Origin of the sequence: Congregibacter sp. (genome assembly GCF_045107095.1) — a bacterium.
Taxonomy (GTDB): Bacteria; Pseudomonadota; Gammaproteobacteria; order Pseudomonadales; family Halieaceae; genus Congregibacter.
This window is the reverse complement of record NZ_JBGCFU010000132.1, coordinates 18,446-28,252: the sequence shown is the minus strand read 5'-3', so window position 1 is coordinate 28,252 and position 9,807 is coordinate 18,446. Positions and strand designations below refer to the sequence as shown.

Here is a 9,807-nt window from a genome sequence, read left to right as displayed (position 1 = left end):
GCGGGCTATGTAGGCCTGGTATCCGGTGCCTGCTTTGCGGAGTTTGGTGCGAGCGTAACCTGCGTCGACAAACAGGAAGACCGCATAACGGCCCTTCAGCAAGGTAAAATCCCAATCTATGAACCGGGTCTTGATGAACTGGTGCGGAAGAATGCAGAGGCGGGACGACTATCCTTTACCACCGATGTGGCGGGCAGCGTTGCGAAAGCTGATCTCATATTCATTGCCGTCGGGACTCCCACTCGTCGTGGTGACGGCCACGCAGACCTCAAATACGTCTATGCCGCTGCAGAAGAGATCGCGGTAAATCTGCAGGACTACACGGTCATTGTCGATAAATCCACGGTCCCGGTGGGTACCGCAAGAGAAGTAGCGCGAGTAGTACGTAAGACAAACCCCGATGCGGACTTTGATGTTGCCTCCAATCCAGAGTTTCTCCGAGAGGGATCGGCTATCAGCGACTTCATGCGCCCCGACCGTGTTGTTCTGGGTGTCGAATCAGAGCGCGCCGAAAACCGACTTCGAGAACTCTACCGCCCGTTGAATCTCATCGAGGCTCCCCTACTGATCACCGGTCTGGAAAGTGCCGAGCTCATCAAGTACGCGGCAAATGCCTTCCTGGCCACCAAAATCAGCTTCATTAATGAAATGAGCCAGCTATGCGAAAAAACCGGGGCCGATGTAAATGCCGTGGCCAAGGGCATGGGGATGGACAAACGTATTGGTAACAAATTTCTGCACGCCGGCCCCGGTTACGGCGGCTCATGCTTCCCAAAGGATACTCTTGCACTGAACCGCATGGCTCAGGAATATGGTGTGGGTAGTCGCATAGTCGAAGCGGTTGTAGAAGTGAACGCCTCGCAAAAAGCGCGGATGGTGTCGAAGATTCGCGAGGCGCTGGGTGGATCTGAGGCGGACAAGCGTATCGCGGTGCTGGGTCTGACCTTCAAGCCCGAAACCGACGACATGCGCGACGCCCCGGCACTGGCCATCCTGCCAGCGCTCATTGATCGTGGCGCGAGCGTTTGCGCCCATGATCCAGAGGGGATGGAAGAAGCTCGGCCCTTACTTCCGGATGACGTGGAGTATGCAGAGAATATCGAAGCCGCCGTCAAAGACGCTGACGCCGTCGTGCTCATGACCGAGTGGAACCAATACCGCGGCCTCAACCTAAATGAGCTCAGCAAGGCCATGCGCGGTGACGTATTCATCGATCTCCGCAATGTCTATGAGCGCGGTCTGATGGAGCGTGCCGGACTACGATACACAAGCGTGGGGCGATAGAAATCGACCGGGATGCGGGACTCAAACAACTCAGCAAACCCTGATTCAAAGGAATAAACGCTCTAGCCTCGACTTTCGATGCGTGATAGTTTCATCCTGAGACATTGTCATGGGCGCAGGGACCGCCTGACGATGAAGAAGTTAATCGATGTCGACTCTGTAGGTGGTTTGATCTCCACAACCGTTAGTGTCGATAACCCCGATAAACTGTCCCGGAACTTGGGGTTCACTATGCAAAGTCATAGCCAACAAAACAGCCGACTTAACTGTCGCCTAAACTGTCGACAAAGCGCTGCACGCCTGTCGTGAGTATCGCCGCGAAGATCAATGCACTCATCGCACTGCTCGCTGTGCTCGCTGGTCTGTTCCTCACGCTTTTTGTAGGACAGCGGGACTACAGCTATCAGCGAGACGCGTTGATTCTCTCTGCATCCAGTCTGGTGGGGAGCCAGCCTCATCTACAGCTAACCACTTACTACCGAGAGCCCGCCGACGTCCAGCGAACGCTTGATGAGTTCCTCAATCTGTCGCAGGCGGTAAAACACACTGTGCTTTACGACGGACAGGGCGAGGTCATTGGGGAGCAAAGTCTCCCTTGGGCTAACGGCAGTGCCCGGCCAAGGTTCATTGACCTACGTAAAGATCTATCTCCTATGGCACCGGGGAAAGTCACATTTGCCGGCGGCTCTGTGCCCGCTGATTTGGAACTTCTTAGCAAACTGACTCTGGGGGAAAAGACCACGTTCCTCACCTTGCCGATTATTTCAGTAGTTGACCCCACCAAGGACAATCTCGGCCGCGAGGACTTTGCCGCCGCACTGGCCTACCCGGAGCTGGTAAGCAGCGTTTACGTTATTGGATATATCGGCGTCGATATAAGTAGCACAACTCTATGGAGTCTTACGCTGCCGACCGTGGCTCTGTCCGCGGGGATTGGCCTGGCTGTGTTGTTTGTTTTTTGGTTACTCACGCGCATCATCACTCGCCGCATAACGGCTCCCCTGGGAATGCTTGCGCGCGTCGCCGACGACATCGCCTCGGGAAAGCAAAGTGAACCGCTACCTATTCGGGGTTCTGGCGAGATTCGGGATATTTCTGAGGTTCTCAACGGGATCATCACCGGACTGCATACCTACACCCGACAGATGGATACAGACCGCAAAATGCTCAGCATGAAAGTCGACGAGCGCACGGAGCAGCTCAGCCGACGGAAAGAGGAGCTGGACTCGGCTGAGCAGAAGGTAACGGAAACCCGCAGTAAGCTGCGCCACGCCGCTTATTTCGACAACCTGACATCACTTCCCAACAGAAAACTGTTTACCGAGCAGTTGACCTTACTGCTGCGCCTTGCCCAACGGGGCGGCCAAAATGTCGGCCTACTTCACGTCGATATTGACAACTTCAAGCGCATTAATGATTCACTAGGATCCGCTGCGGGCGATCAGTTACTGCGCGAGGTGTCCGAGCGTCTGGCAGCGGGTGTTAGAGACAGTGACGTACTGCACCGCCTATCAGATGATGATCACTCCGTGATGGACCTATCTCGCCTCGGAGGCGACGAATTTACGGTGGTTCTCAATCACATCGAAAGTATCGATATGGCCAAGCGAGTCGCGGGTCGACTCGCCAGCGCCATCGCCGAACCCTTTTTTATCGAACGTCAGGAAGTCATCGTTACATCCAGTATTGGCATTGCCATCGCCCCTGATCATGCATCGGATGTGGAAACGCTTCTGCGCGCAGCAGACACCGCCATGGTGAACGCCAAAAAGCGCGGCAGGAGTCGTGTCGTCGTCTACGATGATTCGATGGAGAGTGCGAATCGGGAACGACTGCAACTGGAGAATGATTTACGTCGCGCCGTAGAGCTAGACCAACTACTTTTGCATTACCAACCACAGGTGAACGCCCGCAGCGGTGAGGTGAGTGGTGCGGAGTCACTGGTACGCTGGAATCACCCCGACCAGGGACTCATCCCGCCCTTTAAGTGGATTCCCATTGCAGAAGAACTGGGACTCATTGAAGACGTTGGCGAGTGGGTTTTACGAAGGGCCTGCGCGGACTTAGTAGAATTGCGAGCCAGTGGGCATAGTATTCCCAAAGTATCCGTGAACGTCTCTGCGCTACAGTTCCACGACGAGTTTGTCGATACGGTACGGTCTGCCCTCGCGGATTCTGGCTTGCCCCCGGAGTCCCTGGAGATTGAATTGACCGAGGGCATCATGGTCAGCAATCAGGAGAGCGTTGTATCCATGGTGCAGAGCCTCAAGAACCTGGGGGTTCGACTTTCTATTGACGACTTCGGCACCGGCTACTCGTCCTTAAGCTACCTCACGCGTTTCCCGCTGGATGAGCTGAAAATCGACCGCAGCTTTGTCCTCGGACTTGCAAAAGGCAAGCAGAATGCAGAGCTCGTAAGAGCCATTATTGCCATGGCGAAGAGCCTTGGCCTTGAGATAGTCGTTGAAGGTGTGGAGCGCATGGAAGAACTTGAGTTCTTCCTCGCGCAGGAAGTGGAAGTTATCCAGGGCTTCCTATTCAGCCAACCAGTGCCTGTGACACAACTTCGTGGCTTGCTAGCTCCGAACCACTTCCGTCGTCAACTGGAGCGACTCAATGGCAGCGCAAGCAAAGATGACGACGGAATACAGCTCGAAGAGGCGTGAAATCGTTTTAGCTCTCAGCCCTCTTTCGATCGTCCTCCGCTTTCTTCAAAGCTTGTATGTTCGTCAAATTCTGCTTGTAAGCATCTACAACTTTATCGACCCCCGAGGGGTTCAACCCACCGCTATTGCCCGTGACGGAATACGTTGCGTAGATCGCAGACGCAGTCATAAGAGACCAGGATACAACGTTCACAGGAACGCCCTCGTCCTTCATAGTATTGGCAAGATCAATGAAACGCTGCATGCAATCATCATGTTGCTTTGTTTGGTCGTCGCTCACAAAAACTCCTTAGCTGTGGTGAAGGTGCAGGGCGCGGAGTTTATCACCGGATCGCAAACACAGACAGCCAAGCATTGGCAGTCTTGAGCCGCAGCTGCCCTTTGATTAGTCTGCGCCCCCAACTTTGCCCCTGAGCCTTTACGTGTTCCCACGGAGAAATCGACTCACCAGCTTACCGATCGCCGTCGCGTGCGCGTGTGTGTCGTGTGCCTCTGTAGCTCAAGACTCGGAGTCCACCGTGAGTAAAACCCGCTGGAGCGCAGAGGTTGGTTTGGGAGGCGAGTACGACACCAACGTCTCTGTGGATGAGGTCGATTTATCTAGCGGACAGAGCGATTACGCGGCGATCATTGATTTGGAGCTAGGTGTACAACACGAGTTCAGTGAGAAAACCGAAGCATCGCTAAACTACGATGTCAGTAAGAGCAGCTATCAAGAGTTTTCAGCGGTTGATCGTCTAACCCACATTCTTGGCGCGGATATCAACACCGACCTGGGGAGCAGTAATGCCTCACTTTCCGCCTACTACATTGATTCGCGGCTGGACGGCGACGCCTTTCTAAAATACACCCGTATCTCGCCCTCTCTTTCCGGCTTTTTCTCGCAGCGCTGGTTTGCTCGCGGTGCTTATGTCTACTCCGAGCGTTCCATCGATAATCGCTCTCAACGGGATGCTGAAACACAAACGGGTGAAATCGATTTTTACTACTTCCACCGTGGCTTGCGTAGCTATTTCAACGTCGGTTATCGCTACAGGGATGAGGACGCCGTCGCCGATGAACTGGACTTCGACGCACACTCGTTAAAGCTGCGCTATATCCGTCGCTTTGACGCGGGAGAACGAAAGATCAAGGTGGAGGCAGCGCTGCGCTACGAAGTGCGGGACTACAGTTCTGATGAACCAACGATTGGCGAACCTCGGGACGACGATCGAACACGAGTAAAGTTGGACCTGGAGGTTCCACTGACCAAACGGCTTAACTGGCAGTGGTACTTAAGCTACGGCGACTACGTCTCCAACTTACCCCGCGCCGATTTCACGCAAACAATTCTCGGCACGCGCCTGCAGTACAGTTGGTAGCGCACTTCGCAAGCTCTCGGCGATCACAGGCTACCGAGCGTCAGTAAACCATAGCCGTAAATAGTGTCTCGCCCAGGCGGACCAAGATCCATAGCGCTTTCCAGCAGCATAGTGATGATGTCGGACTCGGGGCTCAACCGGCTCAGACGTGCCGCGGCAGTCACCGCAAAAGGAACGGCGAAGGACGTTCCCGACGACGCTGCATAGCCTCCACCGGGCTGTGCGTGGCGCAGATCAACGCCGGGCGCTGCTAGCGCCAGATAGTCTCCTCGATTAGCAAGACGGAAAACCTGTTGCGCAGAATCGACCGCGGTCACCGCAACGACGCTGTCGTAGGCAGCCGGATACATTGGACGAGCTACCGGACCACCATTGCCCGCCGCAGCCATGACCACCATATCCTGGCTAGAAGCCCGATCAATGGCTCTCTCCAACAGACGATTCGGCGGTCCCGCAAGACTGATATTAACCACGTCAACTCCGGATGAAATCAGCCAATCCAGAGCGCGTATAAGACTGACCGTGCTCGCGATCTCTCCGCGCTTTCCGTCAAGCTCAAAAACCGAGGCCGCATACACTTCTGCATTAGGTGCCAGACCTCGATACTCGGTCGAATTAGCCGCGATGATGGATGCGATTGCCGTTCCATGAAATTCCGGTGCCTCCGCCCCAGGCCTCGCGAAAGATCGTGTAGTGATGCTGGATTGCGCTAGTGCGGGGTGATCTGTGTCTACCTTGCTGTCGATCATTCCCACGCGAAGATCCAGCTCGTCCAGATCCGCTGGAAACGCCATAGCCGCTCGAGGCATAACGCCACTACCGGCGACCATTTCAGGCACTCCTGCGGTGTAGATGTGATTCAGATCCACTTCTGCTCGATCCTTGCCCACCACGTCCAGAACGCCGTCTCTCACCTGGGTTATGTCAAAGGTTGATGGCGCCGCAACCTCGGCAAGCCTAAGACCCAGTCCCGGCAGCTCGGTTACCGTGTCAAAAAGATAGCCGCGCGAAGTGAGTTCCTCGAAGACCACGGGCTCTGCCATGACCAACCACTGCTCTTTCAGGATGCGGGCTTCATCAACCTCCAGGTCGCTTTCCAAATCATCCAGAATCTCATCTATTTCTGTTTCGAGGCGGCCCTCAATAGCGAGTACAACCCTCTGCTCGACATCGTCCTCTACCGATGACTCAAGCTGAGTCTCTAGAGATTCCTCGACACTGTCTTCCACTTCTGTGGCGACTGCGTCTGCGACGGTCTCTTCGACAGTCGCCTCTACGGAGTCAGCCACAGCTTCTTCAACAGACGCCTCTACCGTGGACTCCACGGAGGCTTCCACGCTTTCTTCGACAGAGGCCTCAACATCCGCTTCAACGCTGCTTTCAATACTGCTCTCAACATTGCTTTCGACGCTGGCAACCAGTTCGTTCTCTACTGCCTCTTCGACGCTGTCCTCTACGCTCGCAGCGACAGCTTCTTCGACACTGCCCTCAACGCCGTCTTCTACGGAGCTCTCTACGGCCTCGGCTACACCTATCTCTACGGAAGACTCAACTGACTCTTCTACTCGCTCTTCCACGGTTTGCGCCACGGTGTCATCGATGGTGCCTTCGATAGTCGCGTCTACGGTTTGCTCGATGGTTTCTTCAATATTGTCTTCGATGTTTTCCTGAATGTTGAGTTCAGTCGCTACTTCAACCGAATCTTCAACATTCTCTTCAACACGCTTTTCCAGCTGCTGCTCAATGCGTTCCTCGACCTCTTGCTCTGTTGGATCGGGTCCTAAAAACCCTCCTACGGGCAGCTGTGCCGATACATTAAGCGGAAACGACAACACACCGGCGGCGACACAACCGAAAAGAATTGCTGCTCGTTGACCGCCAATCAGGGACGTAGCCAAGGCAAGAGTGCCCAGTTCGCTGCGCGATGAGCCGCGCCCATGCTGTCCGAGCGGCGTCAATGAAGAAATAATAGTCAATAAATTCATGGCGTTACCAAAATTTTGGGTGGAAATCCTCTTAATGGCACAGCATCTCTGTATGCCAGACTCCCGCTTCCTTATACTGACGATCTAACGCGCCTTTTAGTCCCATGTAAAAAAGTGGGAATAAAGCGCACTCGCAAGCGTCTTAGATTCTAGCAGGGAATGAATGACGTCGCTCAGTGATCGACAACTAGGCAAGCGGCAACGCCAAGAACTTATGGCAGAGCTGAAAGGCCTCAAAAGGTTCTGCCTGTCCTTGACGGGTAGTGACGCGGATGCAGATGACTTACTTCAATGCACCGTTGAGCGCCTGTTGGAACGCGGCATTCCCGACGATGCGCATACGGCACGCTGGGCGTACCGGGTGTGTAAGAACCTCTGGATTGACGAGTTACGGTCACGGGAGGTCAGAACACGCCACGCGAATACTGTGGCGCAGACGGGTGAGGCAAGGGAACTCTCGCCGTCTGCAGAAACACAATCTGCGGGTGAACGAAGCCTTGCGGCAGTTAACGAGGCCATGGCCAAGTTACCTGAGGAACAAAGAATGGCCCTGACGCTTGTGGCGGTTGAGGGTAAGAGTTACGCAGAAGCAGCGGAGATCCTGGATGTGCCAATCGGCACCATCATGAGCCGAATTGCTCGAGCGAGGAAGCAACTACTACCGGCTCTGGATTAAGTACCCGGAGAGTAAAAGAGTAGTAGTGCGATGAACGATGACATGGGTGAAAACATAGCATGAAGGACATAGGCATGAGCGAGGCATTGAGCGAGCAGGATATCGAACTGCTGTCACAGTACCTTGATGGCGAGCTTGAGCCATCGCTGTCCCGAGCACTTGAAAACAGGCTGCACTCGGAAGTCTCGTTACAGGCGGGCCTGCTGCGCATGCAGGAACTTAATCAGCGGCTACGAGACGCGCTCGGCGAGCGAGATGACGTTCCAGACGCTATTGCTGCACTGCTGAGCAATGAAACCTCGAACGACAACAGCGACGCTCCCTTGGGTAGCGCTACCGTCTTGAGCTTTCCCGGACGCTCAAGTGCCGCAACGGCGAGCACACGTCCCGCGTGGATGTACGCGGTGGCGGCGTCTTTTGTTGGCGCCGTCGCGCTGAGCATGATCGTAAATACGGGCAACCAGGGCTCGCAAAGCGGTCTTCCCGGAAATGACGGTTTCGTCACTGCAGCGCTCGATAGCGTTCCCTCCGGTGACGGCTGGGCCTCTTTAGAAGACGGTCGCGAAATTCAACCCGTTTTGAGCTTCCCTCACGAAGACGGCCGTTGGTGCCGCGAATATTTACTGCGAGGCGGAGCCTCCGACTGGCGCGCTGTAGCCTGCCGTGAAGAAGATCGCTGGGTCACCCAAGCTGCTGGTCTCGAGTCCTATCTTGAGCCTGCTGATGCCTATCGCCCTGCCGGAGCTGCTGATTCCGCCCCCGTAGCGAGCTTTATCAGCCAACATGCCGGCGATATCGCTCTTGGTCGCGACGCCGAAACTGCCATGATCGAAAGTAACTGGCAGAACTAGAAACTCCACGCCTCCGCATCGCCCTACCCTGCGTACTGCGCACCTGCCTACTGCGAAATCCTTCGCAGTCAAGGCCTGCGCCTGCAATACCTGACAAGACTCAAAGTAATACCATTGATTTAAAATACTGTTGATTTGGAGAAATTGAGCAAGAGCTTGAGCAAGAGCTTGAGAAAGGAGGAGTTAAAGAAGGGACTAAAGAAGGGATTGAGGTTGGTGCCGAGGGCCGCAATGCAATCCTATGTTGAATCGCTATCGCTCCCAATATACCCGTCGGCACCACCTCGAATGGGGTGTTTCACTCCACCACTGTTAAGGTGACGATGACTACGACGGGTTTATTCCCACCAATTTCGTTTTTTCTTTTTTTTTACGCGTTCTTGGAATTCACTCGCCGACGCGAGTTTTCCATCAACGCCCAAAGCACGTTACTTGAACTCACCTGCCCGACCAGACGGCCATTCTCAATCACCGGGCGGCGACGTTGGCGTGTAGCAAGCATATCGGCCGCGACCTCGACGATGGAATCTCCGGGTGTGCAACTCACAATGCTGCTGGTCATGGCATCCTGTACCAGCGCATGCTCGGGATCCCCGTCGTTGTAGATAGCGTTGAGCACCGATTGAATACAGTCCAGTTCCGACAGCACACCCACGGGGTTTCCGTCATCATCAACAACTGTAACTCCCGTCAGCTTATACTCAACCAGTGTTTCCACTGCCTGTACAAGATTGGAATTGCAGTTGATGGTCAAAGGGTTGCGACGCATACAATCTTTGATGGTATTGGGTGCTGGCATAGTCAAAACTCGTCTCATAAGGATTATTTTTTGAGTGATGCTCGCAAAGCATCACAGAGCCACCCTACGGTAACGCTTGTCATCAAGCAGGTCCACGCCAAAGCGACTAACAAGATGCTTGGACCTCATGTTTCGCGTTATCCTCCGCTCTAAGTTTTCGTTTCAACACACTCAGCATTTATCGG

The 9,807-nt window shown here is 54.5% G+C and carries 8 protein-coding genes; 5 read left to right on the top strand and 3 right to left on the bottom strand.

Annotated features, from left to right (window positions below; all coding sequences use genetic code 11):
- Both AB8B76_RS15675 and AB8B76_RS15670 read left to right on the top strand, forming a co-directional pair.
- A partial coding sequence (locus AB8B76_RS15675) for a UDP-glucose dehydrogenase family protein (protein ID WP_405273821.1) occupies window positions 1-1,284 on the top strand: 1,284 nt, incomplete at its 5' end.
- Window positions 1,285-1,589: 305 nt separating this feature from the next.
- On the top strand, window positions 1,590-3,950 hold the full coding sequence (locus AB8B76_RS15670; RefSeq protein ID WP_405273820.1) for a putative bifunctional diguanylate cyclase/phosphodiesterase: 2,361 nt from the start codon (window positions 1,590-1,592) through the stop codon (window positions 3,948-3,950).
- Between the two features lie 7 nt (window positions 3,951-3,957).
- Here AB8B76_RS15670 and AB8B76_RS15665 read toward each other — a convergent pair whose 3' ends face one another.
- Complete coding sequence (locus AB8B76_RS15665) at window positions 3,958-4,230, bottom strand: DUF3144 domain-containing protein (protein ID WP_405273819.1); 273 nt, start codon at window positions 4,228-4,230, stop codon at window positions 3,958-3,960.
- Window positions 4,231-4,468: 238 nt separating this feature from the next.
- Between AB8B76_RS15665 and AB8B76_RS15660 the strand changes: the two genes are divergently transcribed.
- Window positions 4,469-5,311, top strand: coding sequence for a surface lipoprotein assembly modifier (locus tag AB8B76_RS15660; RefSeq protein ID WP_405273818.1), 843 nt, complete (start codon window positions 4,469-4,471; stop codon window positions 5,309-5,311).
- Between the two features lie 23 nt (window positions 5,312-5,334).
- On the opposite strand, the gene AB8B76_RS15655 is transcribed toward AB8B76_RS15660, so the two are convergent.
- Entirely contained in the window at window positions 5,335-7,296 is a 1,962-nt protein-coding gene (locus AB8B76_RS15655; RefSeq protein ID WP_405273817.1) for a S8 family serine peptidase, read from the bottom strand.
- A gap of 163 nt (window positions 7,297-7,459) precedes the next feature.
- Here AB8B76_RS15655 and AB8B76_RS15650 point away from each other — a divergent pair, with 163 nt between their 5' ends.
- Window positions 7,460-7,972, top strand: a complete 513-nt coding sequence (locus tag AB8B76_RS15650) for an RNA polymerase sigma factor (protein WP_008296116.1) — start codon at window positions 7,460-7,462, stop codon at window positions 7,970-7,972.
- A gap of 74 nt (window positions 7,973-8,046) precedes the next feature.
- Window positions 8,047-8,823 (top strand): anti-sigma factor family protein, encoded by a 777-nt coding sequence (locus AB8B76_RS15645; protein ID WP_405273815.1) that lies wholly within the window; start codon window positions 8,047-8,049, stop codon window positions 8,821-8,823.
- Between the two features lie 370 nt (window positions 8,824-9,193).
- Here AB8B76_RS15645 and AB8B76_RS15640 read toward each other — a convergent pair whose 3' ends face one another.
- Entirely contained in the window at window positions 9,194-9,622 is a 429-nt protein-coding gene (locus tag AB8B76_RS15640; protein WP_405273814.1) for a CBS domain-containing protein, read from the bottom strand.
- Between the last annotated feature and the right edge of the window lie 185 nt (window positions 9,623-9,807).